Source organism: Micromonospora sp. bgisy143, from assembly GCF_057708145.1.
This window is the reverse complement of record NZ_JBYIRN010000017.1, coordinates 33,533-51,620: the sequence shown is the minus strand read 5'-3', so window position 1 is coordinate 51,620 and position 18,088 is coordinate 33,533. Positions and strand designations below refer to the sequence as shown.

Below are 18,088 nucleotides of genomic sequence, written 5' to 3'. Positions count from 1 at the left end.
CACCGTGACCGACAGCGACGCCGCTGCCCGGCTGCCCGTACGGCTGACCATCAACCCCCGGCAACGGCAGCCCGCGGCGGTCGACCTGTTGACCTGGATCCACCGCCGCCCGGAGTACCGGCCGGTGGTCCGGGCCGCCGGCGGTGGCGGGGGACGGCCCGGCTTCAGCGACGCCGTGATCATCGCGGTGCTGGCCCAGGGGCTGCTGCCGGGGCTGTTCAACCTGTTGCAGTCCTGGGTGGACCAGCAGCGCACCGAGGCGAGCATCCGGATCCAGTCCGGGGACACCGAGGTGGAGTTGCAGGTCAGTGGGCGCACCGACTCGGCCCGCCTGCTGGCCCAGGCCACCGAGGCGCTACGCGCCGCCCGCGAGATCGGCCCGGACGCCGTCGACTGAGTCCACGGCGTCCGGGCCGGCGCGGTCAGCTCGCCTTGGCCAGCGCCTCGAACTCGTCGTCGGTGAGTCGTACGTCGGCGGCGCCCACGTTCTCCTCCAGGTGCGCCACCGACGACGTGCCCGGGATGGGCAGCATCACCGGCGACCGACGCAGCAGCCAGGCCAACGCGAGCTGTGCGGGCGTCGCGCCGTGCGCGTTGGAGATCGCGTCCAGCGGGCCGCCCGGCCGGGCCAGCTCCCCGGTGGCGATCGGGTACCACGGGATGAACGCCAGGTCGTTGCGCTCGCAGTAGTCCAGCACGTCCTCGGCGCTGCGGTTGGCGAGGTTGTAGAGGTTCTGCACGGAGACGATCTCGGTGATCGCCCGCGCCTGCTCGATCTGCTCCACGCTGACCTCGGACAGCCCGATGTGCTGGATCTTGCCCTCCTGCTTCAGCAGTGCCAGCTCACCGAGCTGGTCGGCCAGCGGAACCTGCGGGTCGATCCGGTGCAGCTGGTACAGCGGGATGCTGTCCAGGCCCAGGTGACGCAGGCTCAGCTCGCACTGCTGACGCAGGTACTCCGGGCGACCCACCACCCGCCAGTCGCCCGGTCCGGCCCGGGTGAACCCGGCCTTGGTCGCGATGACCAGGTCGTCGGCGTACGGGTGCAGCGCCTCGCGGATCAGCAGCTCGGACACGAACGGCCCGTACGAGTCGGCGGTGTCGATGAACGTCACGCCCAGCTCGATCGCCCGACGCAGCACCCGGACCGCCTCGGCGGGGTCCTTCGGATCACCCCACACGCCGGGGCCGGTGATCTGCATCGCCCCGTAGCCGAGGCGGTTGACCGTGATGTCACCCCCGATCCGGTACGTGCCGGACGCCTTCGCGGGCTGCTTACTGATGTCGGTCGCCATAAGCCCATCCTTCATCATCTTCACGCCGTGGCGGGGACAGGACGACACTCCGCCACCGGGTGATCGTCCCCCGGGATCCGCCCGTCATGCCGCGGCCCGCCCGATTGTGTGCCGGGACACGGGTGGCGCTCTCCGTGTCCGGTCTGCTACGCCTGAGTCGAGTCGGCGCGGCCGGCCCGGGGGAGGCGCGATGTGGCGACGGTTCAGACCTGACCCGGTGGGTCGGTTGCGGGAGCGGCTGGACCGCTTCGCGGCCACCGGCGACCGGCGGGCGGTCCTCGACTCCGGCGCGATCCACGACGCCGAGGCCGTCGTCGAGCTGGTGACCGCCACGCCCACGGACGGGCCGCTGCCCGAGCGGGTCGCCGAGGGCATGTCCCTGCTGGCCAGCCTGCACTGGTACCGCTACCGACTGCTGCCGTCGGGCGAGGACGCCGACGACCTCGACCAGGCGTTGCGGCTCACCGAGTTCCTGCTGCGCTTCGCACCGGAACGGGTGCCGCAGCCGCTGCGGGAGCTGCTGCGCTCCCGACCCGCGCCTGCGGACCAGGCCCGACCGCCGCGCCCCCGGACCGCCCCGACGTCGCGCCCCCGGACCGCCCCGACGGGCAGCACCGCCCGCGACGGCGCGGCGAACGCCCGGTACGTCGAGGCCGTCCTGCTGATGGCGGCGGCCGAGACCAACCGCGACTACCGGGCGGCCGACCAGGCCGAGGCGCTGCTGCGGCAGGCGCTCACGGCCACACCCGCCGGAGCGCCGGAGCGGCTGCACTACCTGTCCGCCCTCGGCAAGGTGCACCGCGACCAGTTCCAGCACCTCGGCCGGCGGCGGGCCCTGGCGGCGGCCGTCGAGGCGCACCGGGAGAGCCTGGAGGCCACCGGCGTCGGTGACCCGGACCGTCCGGTACGGCTGTTCAACCTCGGCAACGTGCTGGGCGACACGTACGACGTCGACCACGACCCGGCCGCGCTGGACGAGGCGATCACCGCGCTGCGGGACGCGGTCCGGGTCGCCGCGCCGGGCACGCCGGTGCGCACGATGGCCCGGATGAACCTCGGCCAACGGCTGCGCGACCGGTGGCGGCTGCACCGGCGGCCACGCGACCTCGATGAGGCCGTCGACGCCTTCGCGGCGGCCCGGGACAGTGCCGATCCCCGGGTCGCCGCGCTGCACGGCGCCGCACTCGCCGAGCGGTTCGCCCGTGACCGGACGCCCGCCGACCGGGACGCCGCCATCGAGGCGTACCGGTCGGCGTTGACCGGGTTCGGTGGCCTCACCCCGGACCTGGCCGGCACCGCCCAGTTCGGGCTCGCCAGCCTGCTCGCCGAGCGGCACCTGACCGCCGCCGACCCGGCCGACCTCGACGCGGCGATCGACGCGTACCGGGCCGCCGCCGGCTCCGGGTCGCCGCCCGACGGGATCGACGGCGACGAACTGCGGCACGTCGCGGGCGGTCTCCTGATCACCCGGTACGAGCTGCGGCGACGGGCCGACGACGTCATCGATGCGGTACGGCTGCTGCGCGCCGGCGTGGCCGCCGCCCGGGACCCGGTCCAGCGGGCGTACCGGCTCGCCGACCTCGGTCACGCGCTCGCCCTGGGCCACGCCGACCTCGGCGGGGTGAGCGCGTTGCGCGAGGGCCGCGACGCGCTGACCGAGGCGGAACGGCTGCTGCCCCGGCCCGATCCGCTGCGCCCGCACGTCCTCAACAACCTCGGCAACACCCTGCGCGAACTCGCCGACCTGGCCGGCGAGCCGGAGCTGCTGGAGCCGGCCGCGGTCGCGCTGCGATCGGCCGTGGCCGCCGCCGCGCCGGACGACACCTCCCTGCCCCGCTACCGCTCCAACCTGGGCCTGGTGCTGCACGCGCTGTTCGCCTCGACCCAGGACCTGGCGACCCTGACCGAGGCGATCCAGGTGCTGGCCCGGGTGGTCGACACGACGCCACCCGGGCACCCGGACCGCCTGCCGGCGCTGACCAACTACGGCTCCGCGCTGAACCGCCGGGTCGAACTGGTGGTCGAGGGCGCGCTGCCCGCCGACGGCCGGACCGCCGACGAGGTCGCGGCCGGCGTCGTCCGGGACTCCGACACCGCCGTGGCCGGGCTGCGCGAGGCCGCCGAGCTGGCCGAACAGCAGGCCGACCCCACCGAGTACGCCCAGACGGTCGGCACCTACGCGCTGGCCCACCTGCTGCGGCACCGCCTCAGCGGTGACCTGCCGGCGCTGGACGAGGCGGTTCGGCTGCTCGACCGGCTGAGCCGGCGGCCGGTGGCCGACGCGGACCGGCACCGGATCCTCACCAACCTCGGCAACGCCCTCCTGCTGCGCCACCAGGCCGGTCCCGCCGACGCCGACGCCACCGCCATGCTGGCCGCCTACCGGGCGGCGGTCGACGCGCTGGCACCCGAGCACCCCGCCCGCACCATGTGCCTGAGCAACCTGGCCACCGCCCTGGAGCGGGTCGCCGAGACCGGCCGGGACGGCTCCGGCGCGCCGGCCGAGGCGACCGCCGCGCTGCGTGCCGCCGCCCACGTCGAGTCCGCCCCGTCGCTGCTGCGGGCGACCGCCGCCAGCCGGTACGCGGCACACGCCGCCCGGGCCGGCGACCTATCGGCCGCGCTCGACGGGTACACCACCGCCATCGAGCTGATCGACCTGGTGGCCTGGCACGGCATGGACCCCGACGACCAGGCCCGTCTGCTCGGCCGCTTCCCCGGACTGGCCAGCGACGCCGCGGCGGTCGCCGTCGCCCTGGACCGCCCGGAGCGCGCGGTCGAACTGCTCGAGTACGGCCGTGGCGTCCTGCTCACCCGCGCCCACGACGCCGGTGCCGACCTGGCCGCGCTGCGCGCGCAGGCGCCTCGCCTGGCCGCCCGGCTCGCCGACGTCCAGGCCGCCCTCGACGACTTCCCGTCGCGGTCGTCGGCCGGGCCGGTGTCGCCGATCGGGTGGGACGGCCCCGGGGTGGCGGCCACCGGCGCGGGAGCGACCCCGGAGCAGCGGTACGACCTCGCCACCCGCCGCCGCCGGTTGCTGGCCGAGATCCGCGACCGGCCCGGCTTCACCGACTTCCTCCGTCCGCCACCGTTCGACGAGCTGGCCCGGGCCGCCGCCGACGGTCCGGTGGTACTGGTCAACGTCGCCGACCGGCGCTGCGACGCGCTGGTCGTCGCCGACGGCCGGGTCACCGTGGTGCCGCTGCCGGAGCTGACCCTGGCCGAGCTGATCGTGCGGACGTCGCAATTCCTGAGCGCGATCGCGCTGCTCACCGAGCCCTCGCCGGAGGACGTCCCGCAGCCCGAGGTACGGCGTCGGCACGCGCTGGCCCGCGCCGAGGTGGCCGGGACGCTGGACTGGCTGTGGCGGGTGGTCGCCGCACCCGTACTCGACGTGGCCCTGCCCACCCGGCCCGCCACCGACGCCGCGCCGACGGCCGGTGCCGGGCCCCGGCTGTGGTGGTGCCCCACCGGCGTGCTCACGCTGCTGCCGCTGCACGCCGCCGGCCCGCTCGACCACGGCGACGGGGTGCTCGACCGGGTGGTCCCGTCGTACACCGCGTCGCTGCGGGCGCTGACGCACGCGCGCCGGGGCGTCCCGGCGCGGCCCGACCCAGTCGACGAGGCGCTGTTCGTCGGCATGCCGGAGACGGCGGGTCTGGCCGACCTGCGCGGCGTCGCGCAGGAACAGGAGATCGTCCGGCGGCACCTACCCCGGGTACGTTCCCTGCTCGGACCGCAGGCCAGCCCCGACGCGGTGCTCGACGCCCTGCCCGAGCAGCCCGTCGCGCACCTGTCCTGCCACGGCACCCAGGACCTGCGCGCCCCGGCCCGGGGTCACCTCGAGCTGGCCGGCGGCCCGCTGAGCGTCCGCGACCTGTGGCGGCCGGCGGGACGCCCGGCCGCGCTGGCCGTCCTCTCCGCCTGCGAGACGGTACGCGGTGGAGCGGCCCTGCCCGACGAGGCGCTGACCCTCGGCACGGCCTTTCAACTGGCCGGGTTTCGGCAGGTCATCGGCGCGCTCTGGTCCATCTCGGACGCGCTGACGGTCCGGCTCTGCGCCGACCTGTACGACGGGCTCGCGGTGCCCGGCGGGATCGCACCGGACCGCGCGGCCGTGGCCCTGCACGCGGCGGTCCGTCGGCTCCGCACCGCCCTACCCGACCATCCGGACACCTGGGCCGGCTACGCCCACCTGGGCCCCTGACCGTGGCGTGCACCGCCAGGGGGATCAGCGGCCGGGGGCGTACCAGGTCACGCCGACCGCCGCGACCAGCAGCGCGGTGCACAGCAGCACCAGCCCCACCCCGATGCGCAGCGACCGGACCGCCGCCACCGCCTCCTGATGGTCACCGAGCGGGGCCGGCGGGAGGGCCGCCACCGGGGTCACCGTCAGCCGGCCGTGCGCCGCGCGGAGCAGCGCGAGCGCTCCGGTCACGCCCGCGACCAGCGCGGCGAGCAGCAGCAGACCGACCAGGACGTCCCAACCCGGCGCGAGGGTGCTCACGTCGGAGCGGCCCCGGATCAGGCTGAACCCGACCAGCGCCACCAGCAGGCCACCCAGGCCGTTGCGCCAGGCCAGCGCCGCCGCGCGGACCCGCTCCAGCTCGCCCCGCAACAGCCCGGCGAGCTGCTGCGCGCGGTGCAGGTCGGCCACCGTGGCGGGCGGGCCGGGACGCAGACGGATCACGCCTCGACCTCCAGCCGCAGCGTCCAGTACGCCCCGCAGCCCCGCAGCCCGGCGGGGCACCCCGGGTGCTCGACCTCGCACTCGCACAGCAGCGTCCGGTAGCCCGGGTCGGGCGACGCTGCGTCCTTGCGGTAGACCTCGTCGACGAGGGTGGTGGCGCTCGCGTGGCCGCACCGGGGGCAGGGGCCGCTGAGCACCACCGCGACCTCGAACTCCTGAGCCCGGAAGTCCGCGGCGGCCCGCGCGGCGTACGCCTCGTCGGTCACCTCGGCGTACGGCAGTGGACCCGACACCGGCTCGTCGTCGCGCATCCCGACCTCCCCGCCACCGACGTCTGGACCGTCCACCGTATCCGGTGACCACACCGGGTACGCCCCCGTGCCCGTGTCCGCGTCCCGACTCTCCGACGGACCGACGAGGGGGAGTTGGCCGGAGCGACAGGTGTCGCCCTCCTCGGCGTGCGAGGCTGGGCGCGTGCCGGTGACGCCGGCTCGGGCGGCCGGCCCGGTGCGTGCCGGCGACGGCGAAAGGGAGCGCCATGGCGGGAGCGCCGCAGGTCGACTTCGCGCTCGACACGTACGAGTGCATCGTGATCTATCCCGGCGCGGCCGGACGGGCCCTGCCCCCGGAGACCTTGCAGCGGTTGCAGGCCGAACACGCCGAGCACATGCGGGCGCTGCAACGCGGCGGGATCATCCTGGTCGCCGGCTCGGTGGACGGCCCGGCCCGTACCCCGGAGCCGCCGATCGGCTTCGGGCTGGCCCGCACCGGCAGCGTCGAGGACGTGCGCAGCGTGCTGGAGGCCGACCCGGCAGTGCAGGCGGGCCTCTACCGGGTGGACGTGTTGACCTTCCTCTGCCCGGCCGGCTCGTTGGAGTTTCCCCTGGTCAAGGCCGGTAGCTGAGCGTCGGTCCGGCGGCTGGTGACGGTGCCTCGGCACACGCCGCCAGGGGCCGTCGCCGGGAGCGGGCCGACACCGGCTCGGCGCGGAGGCGTACGATTCCCGGCGCGCGGTCGCCGTTGCCCGTCGCCACCACGTTCCCGGTGCGCTTGCGCCCGCCGGCCCGACGCGTGCCACGCGTCGTTGGACACCTGTTCCGCTGCCTGCAAGGGGTCGGCCCCGAGTCCGACCTGAAGGAGAGACTAGCCTGATGGGCGTGACACGCCGCGCGAAGATCGTCTGCACTCTTGGTCCCGCCACCTCGTCCCCGGAGCGCATCCGGGGCCTCGTCGAGGCCGGTATGAACGTGGCGAGGCTCAACTTCAGCCACGGCAGCCACGAGGACCACGAGGCCGTCTACCGGATGGTCCGGGAGGCGTCCGAGGCGGCCGGTAAGCCCGTCGCCGTCCTGGCCGACCTGCAGGGTCCCAAGATCCGCCTCGGCAAGTTCGCCGACGGCCCGCACGAGTGGCGCACCGGCGACTCCGTCGTGATCACCAGCGACGACATCATCGGCACCAAGGAGCGGGTCTCCTGCACCTACCGGAAGCTGCCGCAGGAGGTGAAGCCCGGCGACCGCCTGCTGATCGACGACGGTCGGGTCGCCGTGGAGGTCACCGACGTCACCGGCAACGACATCCGCTGCCTCGTCACTGAGGGCGGCCCGGTCTCCAACAACAAGGGCGTCTCGCTGCCCAACGTGGCGGTCAGCGTGCCCGCCATGTCGGACAAGGACGCCGAGGACCTGCGCTTCTCCCTGGGGCTCGGTGTCGACCTGGTGGCGCTCTCCTTCGTCCGCTCGGCCGAGGACATCAAGCTCGTGCACGGCATCATGGCCGAGGAGGGCGTGTTCCGGCCGGTGCTGGCCAAGGTCGAGAAGCCGGAGGCCGTGGAGCACCTGGAGGCCATCGTGCTGGCCTTCGACGGCGTGATGGTCGCCCGCGGTGACCTCGGCGTCGAGATGCCGCTGGACCAGGTGCCGCTGGTGCAGAAGCGGGCGGTGCAGCTCTGCCGGGAGAACGCCAAGCCGGTCATCGTTGCCACCCAGATGCTCGACTCCATGATCGAGAACTCGCGCCCCACCCGGGCGGAGGCCTCGGACGTGGCCAACGCGGTGCTCGACGGCGCGGACGCGGTCATGCTCTCCGGCGAGACCAGCGTCGGCAAGTACCCGGTGCTGACCGTGAGCACCATGGCCAAGATCGTGACGACGACCGAGTCCGGCTCGATCGGTGTGCCCCGGCTCCAGCACGACCCGCGTACCCACGGCGGCGCGCTCACCGTGGCCGCCTCGTCGATCGCCCGGGCCATCAACGCCAAGGCGCTGGTCGCCTTCTCGCAGACCGGCGACACCGTACGGCGGCTCTCCCGCCTGCACTGCGACCTGCCGCTGCTCGCGTTCACCCCGGTCCCCGAGGTGCGCGACCAGCTCGCCCTCACCTGGGGCGTGGAGACCTTCCTGATGCCGTTCGTGCAGCACACCGACGACATGTTCCGCCAGGTCGACCAGGCGCTGCTCGGGCTCAACCGGGCCAACCCCGGCGACTACGTGGTCATCGTCGCCGGCAGCCCGCCCGGCACCCCCGGCTCGACCAACACGCTGCGCGTGCACCAGCTCGGCTCGCTGGTCGACGCGGCGTCGGCGCGGGCGCTGCAGTGAGCGACGGTCGGGTCGCGGTCGGCCAGGCGGCGGTCGACCAGCTGCTGGAGGTGCTCGACCTCGACTCGACCGGGGAGATGACCTTCCGGGGGATGAGCCCTCCGGTCGGCCCACAACGGGTGTACGGCGGCCAGGTTGCCGGTCAGGCCCTGGTCGCCGCCGGCCGCACGGTGGACCCGGAACGGTTCGTGCACTCGCTGCACGGCTACTTCGTCCGCCCCGGCGACCCCGCCGAGCCGATCGAGTACCAGGTGGAGAACATCCGCGACGGCCGGTCGTTCTCGGTGCGCCGCTCGGTCGCCCTCCAGCACGACAAGCCGATCTTCTTCATGTCGGCGTCGTTCCAGCGGGCCGAGGAAGGGCTGGACCACCAGGCCCCCGCCCCGCTCGACGTGCCGCCGCCGCAGGACGTGCCGACGATGTCCGACCGGCTCGCCCGCTACCCCGAGCGGCTGGGCATCTGGGGGCAGATCCCCCGGCCCATCGACGTGCGCTACGTGGGGGAGCCCGGCTGGGTCCGTCCCGGTGACCGGCCGGCCGACCCGCACCAGCGGGTCTGGATGCGCATCGACGGCAAGCTGCCCGACGACCCGCTGCTGCACGCCTGCGCGCTCACGTACGCCTCCGACCTCACCCTGCTGGACTCGGTGCTCTCGGTGCACGGCGAGGTGTGGGGGCCGGGAGGTGTGGTCGGCGCGAGCCTGGACCACGCGCTCTGGTTCCACCGGCCGTTCCGCGCCGACGAGTGGTTCCTCTACGACTGCTGGAGCCCGTCGGCGTCCGGTGCGCGAGGTTTGGCGACCGGCCGGATGTTCACCACGGACGGCCGGCAGATCGCCAGCGCCGTCCAGGAGGGTCTGCTGCGCCGCGTCGGCGCCTGACCCGACCGGTCACGCCTGGTGGATGGCCTCGCCGGCGATCTCGATCTGCACGGTCTTGCCGACCAGGACGCCGCCGCTCTCCAACGCGACGTTCCAGAGCAGGCCGTAGTCCTCGCGGTTGATCTCCGCGGTCGCGCTGAATCCGAAGATGTTCTGCCCGTACGGATCACGACGCGCGCCGCCGAAATTCACCTGTAGGTTCACCGCGCGGGTGATCCCCTTCACCGTCAACTCACCGGCGAGCACAAATCGATTGGGCTCGGATTGCGGCGGGGGATTGTGACTTCTGCCTCGTCCACCGAGTCGGTTGCTACGCAGGCGTGCCCAGTAGAAAATCGGGTCGTCGTTGCTCTGCCACGCGATGCCCGTGCTTCGATATTCGAGCGTGGGATAACGCTCCACGTCGAGGAAGTCGGCGCTTTTCAGATGGGTGTCCCGGTCGGCGCTCCCGGTGGAGATGCTCGCCGCCGCGATGGTGGCGGTCACCCCGGAGCGCAGCGGATCCTCCGCCACCGTGATCTCCGCGGTCGCCTCGGCGAACTCGCCGCGAACGGGACTCACCATCATGTGACGGGACAGGAAACCGATCCGCTTGTGCGCCTGATCGAGGCGGTAGGTGCCGGCGATCGGGATGGTCATGCCATCCCAGGTGCGTGTGGCGACATCGGTCATCGTGTTGCCTTCCCCCCGGGTTGTTCAATGTCCGGCCCGAACCCCGCTGACCGGTCGGACAGGCATACTGCCCGCCCAGCATAAGGACGCTTCGGAATCGTCCTTTCGGGCCCCACCGGGTAGTGGATCAAGGCGTACCTCGTTATTGGTTATTCGTCGATGCGTGACCGATCGGCCGAGGGCCGCCGGTCCCGGCGGATGACCTGCGGGCTAACCTTGCCGGCATGCGTCTCTCCGCCCGGGTCGACTACGCCCTCCGTGCGGCCGCCGAACTGGCCGCGACGGCCAGCGGCCCCGGGCGGGGCCGGCCGGTCACCGCCGACCAGATCGCCCGTGCGCAGGAGATTCCGCCGAAGTTCCTGGAGAGCATCCTGTTGCAACTGCGCCGGGGTGGCATCGTGCACGCCCAGCGCGGCCCGGAGGGCGGTTACTGGCTGGCCCGCCCGGCCGAGGAGATCTCCCTTGCCGAGGTGATCCGGGTGATCGACGGGCCCCTCGCGCACGTGCGTGGGCAGCGCCCCGAACAGCTCGGCTACCACGGCCCGGCCCGTGCCCTCCAGGAGGTGTGGATCGCGCTGCGCGCCAGCGAGCGCGAGATCCTGGAACTGGTCAGCGTCGCCGACGTGGCCGCGGGCGCGCTGCCCGCGCGGGTCACCGAGCTGGCCGCCGACCCCCGCGCCTGGATCTGACCTCTCTCCCGGTCTTCCGGGGTTGACCCGCCGGCGTCCCATCCACCGATCAGACACTTGACCCCGGCTCCACCGTGCCGCATTGTCGACCAAGTCGATAGGAGATACCGAAAAGTCAGGGGGCGCTCGTGCGCAAGCTACTGGTCCTCGCTCTGGTCGGGCTCGTCGCGCAGTTGATCGATGGTTCGCTCGGCATGGCGTACGGGCTGACCTCCTCCACGTTGCTGCTGGTCGTCGGGGTCGCTCCCGCCGCCGCCTCGGCGTCGGTGCACCTGGCCGAGATCGGCACCACGCTCGCCGCCGGGGTCGCGCACTGGCGATTCGGCAACGTCGACTGGCGGGTGGTGACCCGCATCGCGCTGCCCGGCGCGATCGGCGCGTTCGCCGGCGCCACCCTGCTCAGCTCGATCTCCACCGAGGCGGCCGCGCCGTGGATGGCCGCCATCCTCTTCACCCTGGGCACGTACCTGCTGGTGCGCTTCGCCCGGCCGCTGCGCACCGGCCGGGTCGGCGGGCCGCTGCGCGGACGGTTCCTCGGCCCACTCGGCCTGGTCGCCGGCTTCGTCGACGCGACGGGCGGCGGGGGCTGGGGCCCGGTGGCCACCCCCGCGCTGCTGGTCTCCGGCCGGCTGGAGCCGCGCAAGGTGATCGGCTCAGTCGACACCGCCGAGTTCGTGGTCGCCGGCGCGGCCAGCGTGGGCTTCCTGATCGGGCTGGGCTCCGAGGGCTTCCTGCTGCCCACCGTCGTCGCCTTGCTGATCGGCGGGCTCATCGCCGCCCCGCTGGCCGCCTGGCTGGTCCGCATCGTCCCCGCCCAACTGCTCGGCGCGGCCGTCGGCGGCGTCATCGTGCTGAGCAACGCCCGCACCCTGATCCGCTCCGCCGAGCTGGACGGCCCGCTCCGCCCCACCCTCTACGCCCTGCTGGCCGCCGGCTGGCTGACCGCGCTGCTCTTCGCCGTACGGGCCCTGCGCCGCACCCGTCGAGCCCGCGCCACCGCCGCGGCCGCCGTGACGGCCCCGGCCCCGGCGTCGGACGCTGGATTGCCGGTGCTTCCCGAGCCGGCCACCGTCCTCCCCGGCGCTGCCGACGGCAGCGCACCGGCCGACCTCAGCGTGGCGGGAACGCCGGGAGCGCGCTGACCCGCGCGACGGCTGGCTGGGGCGAAGCTCCTCAGCCACCCGTCGGCGTTCGCGGCGGCGTGCCTTCCCCGGTGAGCGTGATGCCTGTCCGTCATCAAGATGACTCAGAGGCATCACGCTCATTCGAGTCCTCGCCTCCGCAGGGGGCGAGATGCGGCGTTGCCGCCGGCCATCAGCCCTGCCGAGCGGCAGCCCGGGACGCGGCTCCTCCGCCGCCGTCGCGGCGGGAGGTCGACCGCGGATCGGTGATGCGGCGGTGTCTACAGGCGGCGACGCCGCGACGTCGGCGATCTGGCGGGGTCACCGCGCCGTGATACCGCCACATCGGCGACCTGGCGCGGGCCCGTCGATCGGTGGCGATCGGGCAGGCCGTGGCGCCCGGGCCCGTCAGCGCGTCAGCAGCTTGTCCGCTGCCTCGGCGAGCAGCGTCCACGTCTCGTCGATGTGCGCCTCGGTGGTCTGCGGTGAGCCGACGGCCAGCCGCAGGATGTACCGGCCGGCCACCCGGGTGTGGGTCAGGTGCGCCCGCCCGGTGGCGTTGACCGAGGCCAGCAGTTCGGCGTTCGTGTCGTCGTCGGCGCGCAACCGGAAGCAGACCAGCGAGAACGGGTGCGCCGCCGCCAGCTCGAACCGGTCGTCGGCGCGGACGTGATCGGCGAACCGGGCGGCCAGGGCGACCCCGGAACGGATGTGCGCCCGCAGCCCCTCGACCCCGTACCAGCGCAGCACGAACCACAGCTTCAGCGCCCGGAACCGACGACCCAGGGGCACCTGCCAGTCCCGGTAGTCCAGCACCGCGCCCGACTCCGAGGCGGCGTTGCGCATGTACTCCGGCAGCACGGTCAGCGCCTCGACCAGCTCGCTGCGGTCGGCGACCCAGAACGCGTCGCAGTCGAAGCCGGTGAGCAGCCACTTGTGCGGGTCGAAACAGTACGAATCGGCGTACTCCAGACCGGCGTGCGACCAGCGCAGCTCGGGGCAGACGGCGGCGGCTCCGGCGTAGGCCGCGTCGACATGCAGCCAGATGCCGTACTCGGCGCAGATCGCCCCGATCTCCGCCACCGGGTCGATGGCGGTGGTGGAGGTGGTGCCGATGGTCGCGACGACGATGGCGGGTACGTCCCCGGCGGCCAGATCCGCCTCGATCGCGGCGCGCAACGCGTCCGGGCGCAGCGCCTGGGTGTCCGGGTCCACGTCGAGCGCCCGGACACCGTCCGCGCCCAGCCCGGCGATCCGCGCGGCCTTCTCGATGGAGGAGTGCCCGTGCACCGACGTGTACGCGCGGTAGCGCCGGTCGATGCCGGCGCCGCGCCACCGACCCCCGCTGGCGCGGTGCAGCGCGGCGAGGGTGGCCACCAGGGTCGCCGAGGACGCCGAGTCCTGGATGACGCCGCCACCGGACCCGGTCGACGAGAAGCGCGGCGGCAGGTCGAGCAGTTCGGCCAGCCAGTCCATCATGACCGTCTCGAGTTCGGTGCAGGCCGGGCTCGTCGCCCACATCATGCCCTGCACCCCGAGACCGGAGCTGACCAGGTCACCGAGCAGGCTCGGACCGGAGGTGTTGGCCGGGAAGTAGCCGAAGAAGCCGGGGTGCTGCCAGTGCGTCAGCCCCGGCAGGACGATGGCGTCCAGGTCGGCGAGGAACGCCTCGACCGGTTCACCGCCGGTGGCCGGCGGGGAGCCCGGCAGGGCCTCGGCCACCGTGCCCGGCGGGTCGGCGGAGGTGACCGGTCGCTGGTGCAGTGTCGTCCAGTAGTCGGCGATCCAGTCGACGACGGCGTGGCCGGCGCGGCGGAACTCGTCCAGGTCCATGTGCGGGGCGTTCACCCGGCCGAGTCGATCAGGTGGCGTGGGGGACGGTCAAGAGCCGCACGGCGTGACAGTCGTCGATATTGCGGACCGGAAAGCGCTTGCCCTACGATGCGGCTGAGCCGGATCCGAGTACCAGGGCGTCAACCCCCGACCAGATCGCCGTTCGCCGCCGCCGCGGCGGGCCGTCCACCGCGCCACCCGGGCAGGGCAGGTGGACCAGAGCGGTCACCACCGGATCCCCCGGAGGCAGTTCATGCACCCGTCAAGACAACGGCTGACCGTGCTCGCCGCCGCGACGGCAGCGGCCGTCGTGGCCGGCGCCGCAGGTGCGGTCGTCGCCTCGGCCGCCGCCGTCGGCTGTCGCGTCGACTACCAGGTCACCAACGAGTGGCAGGGCGGCTTCGGCGCCAACGTCACCATTACCAACCTCGGCGACCCGATCAACGGCTGGACCCTGGCCTGGTCGTACGCCGCCGGTCAGCAGGTCTCCCAGGCCTGGAACGCCACCGTCAGCCAGTCCGGCGCGCAGGTGAGCGCCCGCAACGTCGACTACAACGGCGCGCTCGCCACCAACGGCACCGCCTCGTTCGGGTTCAACGCCTCCTGGACGAGCAGCAACCCGGCGCCGGCCAGTTTCACGCTCAACGGCGTCACCTGCACCGGCGCGCCCCCCACGGGCGAGCCGACGACTCCGGCCCCGACCACCCCGCCACCGACCACTCCGCCACCGACCACTCCGCCACCGACCACCCCGCCGCCGACGACGCCGCCGCCCACCAACCCGCCGGCCGGCGCGAAACAGCTCGAGAACCTCGACCGAGGGCTGGTCAGCGTCCGCTCCGGCAACGGCAACCTGGTCTCCTGGCGGCTGCTCGGCACCGAAACCTCCGGCGTGTCGTTCAACCTCTACCGCGGCACCACCAAGGTCAACGCCAACCCCATCACCGGCGCCACCAACTACCTCGACAGCGGCGCGGCGGCCGGCTCGACGTACACCGTGCGGGCCGTGGTGGGCGGCACCGAGCAGGCGGCGTCCGCGCCCGCCCTGCAGTTCGCCAACGGCTACCTGGACGTGCCCCTCCAAGTGCCGGCCGGCGGCACCACCCCCAGCGGCGAGAGCTACACCTACAGCGCCAACGACGCCTCCGTCGGCGACCTCAACGGCGACGGCAGCTACGAGATCGTCCTCAAGTGGGACCCGTCGAACGCCAAGGACAACTCCCAGTCCGGCTACACCGGCAACGTCTACGTCGACGCGTACACCCTGACCGGCACCCGGCTGTGGCGCATCGACCTGGGCCGCAACATCCGGGCCGGCGCGCACTACACCCAGTTCCAGGTGTACGACTACGACGGCGACGGCCGCGCCGAGGTGGCCATGAAGACCGCCGACGGCACCCGTTCCGGCACCGGCCAACTCATCGGCTCGTCGTCGGCGGACTACCGCAACTCCAGCGGCTACGTGCTGTCCGGCCCGGAGTACCTGACCATGTTCAACGGCCAGACCGGCGCGATCGCCTCCACCGTCAGCTACGACCCGCCGCGCGGCACCGTGTCGTCCTGGGGCGACTCGTACGGCAACCGGGTCGACCGGTTCCTCGCCGGCACCGCCTACCTGGACGGCCAGCGCCCGTCACTGATCATGGCGCGGGGCTACTACACCCGGGCGGTGATCGCGGCCTGGGACTTCCGCAACGGGTCGCTGACCAAGCGCTGGACGTTCGATTCCAACTCCTCCGGCAACGGCGCGGCCGCCGGACAGGGCAACCACCAGCTCTCCGTGGCCGACGTCGACAATGACGGCCGCCAGGAGATCGTCTACGGCGCCGCCACCATCGACGACAACGGTCGACTGCTGTACTCCACCGGCAACGGGCACGGCGACGCCCTGCACGTCGGGGATCTCGACCCGGGCCGCGCCGGCCTGGAGGTGTTCAAGGTCGACGAGGACGGCAGCAAGCCCAGCTCCTGGTTCGCGGACGCGCGTACCGGTCAGATCCTGTGGTCCACGCCGGCCTCCGGCGACAACGGCCGGGGTGTCTCCGCGGACATCTGGGCCGGCAGCCCCGGCGCGGAGTCCTGGTCGGCGGCGGTCTCCGGGCTGGCCAACACCCGTGGGCAGAACATCGGCCGCAAGCCGTCGTCGACGAACTTCCTCGCCTGGTGGGACGGTGATCCGGTACGCGAACTGCTGGACGCCACGAAGATCGACAAGTACGGCACCGGCGGCGAGACCCGACTGCTCGACGGCAGCGGGGTCGCGTCCAACAACGGCACCAAGTCCACGCCGTCGCTCTCCGGCGACATCCTGGGCGATTGGCGCGAGGAGGTGATCTGGCGGACCACCGACAGTCGGGCGCTGCGCATCTACAGCACACCCACCCCGACCAGCACCCGGATCTACACGCTCATGCACGACCCGCAGTACCGGGTGGCCATCGCGTGGCAGAACACCGCCTACAACCAGCCGCCACACCCGGGGTTCTTCATCGGCGACCAGATGTCGAGTCCACCCACCCCGAACATCTACCTACGCTGATCTGACCCTGGCGGTACTGATCGCGTTCGCCTAGGGTGGCAGGCACCGGGCCGCAGCCGCGGAATCCGCACAGCTGCAGCCCGGTGCTCCACACCGCGGCATTCCCGACCCGTCCCGACCGGGAATGCCGTACCACCACCGGCACCAACATTAGGCACCGTCCGGGTCGCGGGAGTGACGCTGACGTGAAGATCGTGTTTCACGCGTCCCGGCGCAGGCCCCCGGCGACCTTCTCGGCGATCAACTCGTACGACCGCACCCGGTCGGCCACGTCGTACACCAGCGTGGTGAGCATCAGCTCGTCCGCGCCGGTGCGCTCCTGCAACTCGCCGAGCTGCCGCCGTACCGTCTCCGGCGACCCCATCGCCTGACCCTCGCGCCGTTGCAGCACGAACTCCCGCTCGAACTCCGTGTACGGGTACGCCGCCGCCTCGTCCGGCGTCGACAGCGGCTCCGGGCGTCCGGAGCGCAACTTCAGGAACGACAGCGCGCTCGGCCCGGCCAGCCACTCGGCCCGCTCGTCGGTGTCGGCGCAGACCGCGTTGACGGCCACCATCGCGTACGGCTCGTCCAGCCACTGCGACGGCCGGAAGTTCTGCCGGTACAGCGCCAGCGCCGGCAGCGTGTTCGCCGCGCTGAAGTGGTGCGCGAACGAGAACGGCAGACCCAGCAGACCGGCGAGCTGCGCGCTGAAGCCGCTGGACCCCAGCAGCCACACGGCCGGCTGCTCACCGCGGCCCGGGGTGGCGACGATCTGCCCCGGCTTCTCGCCGCTGAAGTAGTTCATCAGGTCGGCCAGCTCGCGCGGGAAACCCTCCGCCGACAGGCCCTCCATGGTGCGCCGCAACGCCAGCGCGGTCACCTGGTCGGTGCCCGGCGCCCGGCCGATGCCCAGGTCGATCCGGCCCGGGTGCAGGGCCTCCAGGGTGCCGAACTGTTCGGCCACCACCAGCGGCGCGTGGTTGGGCAGCATCACCCCGCCCGAACCCAGCCGGATCGTCGACGTGTTCGCCGCCAGGTGCGCCAGCAGGACCGCCGGCGCGGAGCTGGCGATCGCCGGCATGTTGTGGTGCTCGGCCACCCAGAACCGGCGGTAGCCCAGCTCCTCGGTGCGTCGGGCCAACTCGGTGGTGGCCCGCAGGGCGTCGCCGGCGGTGGCGCCCCGCGCGACCGGGGCAAGATCAAGAACAGACAACGGTACGGTGATCACACGTTGTGCCAACTCCCCGGCCTGCCCGTTCATTCCGGCCGCCGGTCAGCCCACCCCCCGCGCCTGCTCGAAGATCAGGCTGGTCTGGGTGTGCTGCACCACCGGATCGACCGCCAGATGGTCCAGCACGAAATCCCGCAGCGCGTCACCTGACGCCGCCCGTACGTGCAGCACGTAGTCCTCCGCGCCCGCCACATGGAACACCGACACCACACCGGGCAGCCGCACCGACCGCGCCCGGAACGCGTCCACCGCCGCCCGCTCGTGCGCCGTCAACCGCACCGACACCAGCGCCTGCAACGGCAGGCCCAACGCCGCCGGATCCACCTCCGCGTGGAAACCCCGGATCGCCCCGCGCTCACGCAACGCCCGGGTACGCGTCAGACACGTCGACGGCGCCACCCCCACCCGCTCGGCGAGCGCGTTGTTCGGCAAACGACCGTCCGCCACCAACTCGGTGAGGATCGCGCGGTCCACCTCGTCCAGCGGCGGATACCGCCGCACATCGTTCGGTTCAGGGGGCATCCCAGCATCGTCCCCCGAACCAGCGACCAAAAC

At 73.2% G+C, this 18,088-nt stretch carries 15 protein-coding genes; 8 read left to right on the top strand and 7 right to left on the bottom strand.

The annotated features are described in order from the left end of the window. Positions 1–4: 4 nt before the first annotated feature. A complete protein-coding gene (locus tag AC3EN4_RS20060; protein WP_435207295.1) occupies positions 5–397 on the top strand; it encodes an effector-associated constant component EACC1 in 393 nt (130 codons plus the stop codon). Positions 398–422: 25 nt separating this feature from the next. Here AC3EN4_RS20060 and AC3EN4_RS20055 read toward each other — a convergent pair whose 3' ends face one another. Continuing rightward, positions 423–1,295 carry an aldo/keto reductase gene (locus AC3EN4_RS20055; protein ID WP_422735978.1) on the bottom strand — a complete coding sequence of 291 codons (873 nt, stop codon included), beginning with the start codon at positions 1,293–1,295 and terminating at the stop codon, positions 423–425. 190 nt (positions 1,296–1,485) lie between these two features. Between AC3EN4_RS20055 and AC3EN4_RS20050 the strand changes: the two genes are divergently transcribed. Further along, positions 1,486–5,502, top strand: a complete 4,017-nt coding sequence (locus tag AC3EN4_RS20050) for a CHAT domain-containing protein (protein ID WP_435207294.1) — start codon at positions 1,486–1,488, stop codon at positions 5,500–5,502. Between the two features lie 24 nt (positions 5,503–5,526). Here AC3EN4_RS20050 and AC3EN4_RS20045 read toward each other — a convergent pair whose 3' ends face one another. Together AC3EN4_RS20045 and AC3EN4_RS20040 are read right to left on the bottom strand one after the other, a co-directional pair. Further along, positions 5,527–5,985 carry a hypothetical protein gene (locus AC3EN4_RS20045; RefSeq protein WP_435207293.1) on the bottom strand — a complete coding sequence of 153 codons (459 nt, stop codon included), beginning with the start codon at positions 5,983–5,985 and terminating at the stop codon, positions 5,527–5,529. After that, a complete protein-coding gene (locus AC3EN4_RS20040) occupies positions 5,982–6,296 on the bottom strand; it encodes a hypothetical protein (RefSeq protein ID WP_435207292.1) in 315 nt (104 codons plus the stop codon). Before AC3EN4_RS20040 ends, AC3EN4_RS20045 begins: the two co-directional genes overlap by 4 nt. Positions 6,297–6,523: 227 nt before the next feature. Between AC3EN4_RS20040 and AC3EN4_RS20035 the strand changes: the two genes are divergently transcribed. From AC3EN4_RS20035 to AC3EN4_RS20025, 3 genes are all read left to right on the top strand, one after another. Further along, complete coding sequence (locus AC3EN4_RS20035) at positions 6,524–6,889, top strand: YciI family protein (protein ID WP_435207291.1); 366 nt, start codon at positions 6,524–6,526, stop codon at positions 6,887–6,889. Between the two features lie 247 nt (positions 6,890–7,136). Then, on the top strand, positions 7,137–8,585 hold the full coding sequence (pyk, locus tag AC3EN4_RS20030; protein WP_422735973.1) for a pyruvate kinase: 1,449 nt from the start codon (positions 7,137–7,139) through the stop codon (positions 8,583–8,585). Then, positions 8,582–9,466 (top strand): acyl-CoA thioesterase, encoded by an 885-nt coding sequence (locus AC3EN4_RS20025; protein WP_435207290.1) that lies wholly within the window; start codon positions 8,582–8,584, stop codon positions 9,464–9,466. The genes pyk and AC3EN4_RS20025 overlap by 4 nt, the downstream gene beginning before the upstream one ends. A gap of 9 nt (positions 9,467–9,475) precedes the next feature. On the opposite strand, the gene AC3EN4_RS20020 is transcribed toward AC3EN4_RS20025, so the two are convergent. Then, positions 9,476–10,138: a YceI family protein gene (locus AC3EN4_RS20020; RefSeq protein WP_422735971.1), complete on the bottom strand. Its 663-nt coding sequence runs from the start codon at positions 10,136–10,138 to the stop codon at positions 9,476–9,478. 224 nt (positions 10,139–10,362) lie between these two features. Between AC3EN4_RS20020 and AC3EN4_RS20015 the strand changes: the two genes are divergently transcribed. Further along, positions 10,363–10,827: an RrF2 family transcriptional regulator gene (locus AC3EN4_RS20015; protein WP_030334362.1), complete on the top strand. Its 465-nt coding sequence runs from the start codon at positions 10,363–10,365 to the stop codon at positions 10,825–10,827. 128 nt (positions 10,828–10,955) lie between these two features. Next, complete coding sequence (locus tag AC3EN4_RS20010; RefSeq protein ID WP_435207289.1) at positions 10,956–11,969, top strand: sulfite exporter TauE/SafE family protein; 1,014 nt, start codon at positions 10,956–10,958, stop codon at positions 11,967–11,969. 387 nt (positions 11,970–12,356) lie between these two features. Here the strand turns inward: AC3EN4_RS20010 and AC3EN4_RS20005 are convergent, their stop codons facing one another. Next, complete coding sequence (locus AC3EN4_RS20005; protein WP_435207288.1) at positions 12,357–13,796, bottom strand: pyridoxal-dependent decarboxylase; 1,440 nt, start codon at positions 13,794–13,796, stop codon at positions 12,357–12,359. A 238-nt stretch (positions 13,797–14,034) separates the two neighbouring features. On the opposite strand from AC3EN4_RS20005, the gene AC3EN4_RS20000 reads away from it, so the two are divergent. After that, the gene (locus AC3EN4_RS20000) at positions 14,035–16,320 is read left to right on the top strand and encodes a rhamnogalacturonan lyase family protein (protein WP_435207287.1); all 2,286 of its coding nucleotides are present in this window, start codon (positions 14,035–14,037) and stop codon (positions 16,318–16,320) included. A 199-nt stretch (positions 16,321–16,519) separates the two neighbouring features. On the opposite strand, the gene AC3EN4_RS19995 is transcribed toward AC3EN4_RS20000, so the two are convergent. Both AC3EN4_RS19995 and AC3EN4_RS19990 read right to left on the bottom strand, forming a co-directional pair. Beyond that, positions 16,520–17,530: an LLM class flavin-dependent oxidoreductase gene (locus tag AC3EN4_RS19995; protein ID WP_435207367.1), complete on the bottom strand. Its 1,011-nt coding sequence runs from the start codon at positions 17,528–17,530 to the stop codon at positions 16,520–16,522. A gap of 45 nt (positions 17,531–17,575) precedes the next feature. Then, positions 17,576–18,055, bottom strand: a complete 480-nt coding sequence (locus tag AC3EN4_RS19990; protein WP_422735966.1) for an Lrp/AsnC family transcriptional regulator — start codon at positions 18,053–18,055, stop codon at positions 17,576–17,578. Positions 18,056–18,088 lie beyond the last annotated feature (33 nt).